Source organism: Azospirillum oleiclasticum (assembly GCF_013423485.1).
Taxonomy (GTDB): Bacteria; Pseudomonadota; Alphaproteobacteria; order Azospirillales; family Azospirillaceae; genus Azospirillum; species Azospirillum oleiclasticum.
This window is the reverse complement of the sequence record NZ_JABFFR010000092.1, coordinates 1-648: the sequence shown is the minus strand read 5'-3', so window position 1 is coordinate 648 and position 648 is coordinate 1. Positions and strand designations below refer to the sequence as shown.

Genomic DNA, 648 nt, shown 5'->3' with positions numbered 1-648 from the left:
CGCGCAGGAAGCACATGAACATCTTGCGGCCGGCCGGCGGCGTGGCGGGATGCTCGGGGGTGTCGTCGGTGTCGGTGCTCATCGGGGCTCTCCCGGCGCTGTGGAGACGGGGTGTGACGCGGTCTGGCGGGTGCTCAGGGCGTGGCGTGTGGCGCCGGCATCGTCCCACACCCGGGCATTGCCGGGCCAGCGTGCCGGGGAGCCGTGGATGCCGGTGCGAACCACCATCCGCCCGCGCCGGTGACGGGGTCCTCTTCACGTACCAGCACACCAGCCGCAGGTTGGCGAGGGTGTAGTCGCCCTCGGGGTCGATGCGGTCGAGGCTGGGGGCGAGCAGGCGCACGCCGCCCATGCGGTCGAGGGAGAAGGGCACGGTCGAGCGCTCGCAGCGCAGCCCGGAGCGCCGCACCAGCGCGGCGAGGTCCTCGAGGGTGAGCGTCACCGGGCCGTCGTGGGCGGCCAACGCCGCGCGCCGGCGGTCGCGCAGGTGGCGGGCGAAGGCCCGCACGCAGCGGTGCCGGAGATCGTCGCCGAGAACGCGCAGCTGGACGTCCAGGGCGGCGTGGAGCGGGTCGGGGCGCGGCATGGCGGAGCCTCCAGGGGGTGGTGCCCACGACAATATACAAACTTTGTATATGCGAAAAGTGC

General features: G+C 73.0%; 1 protein-coding gene. It reads right to left on the bottom strand.

What is annotated here, in order from left to right; genetic code table 11:
* Nucleotides 1-586: hypothetical protein (locus HL658_RS36355; RefSeq protein ID WP_211109941.1), on the bottom strand; the 586-nt coding region annotated here is incomplete at its 3' end.
* Nucleotides 587-648: the final 62 nt, after the last annotated feature.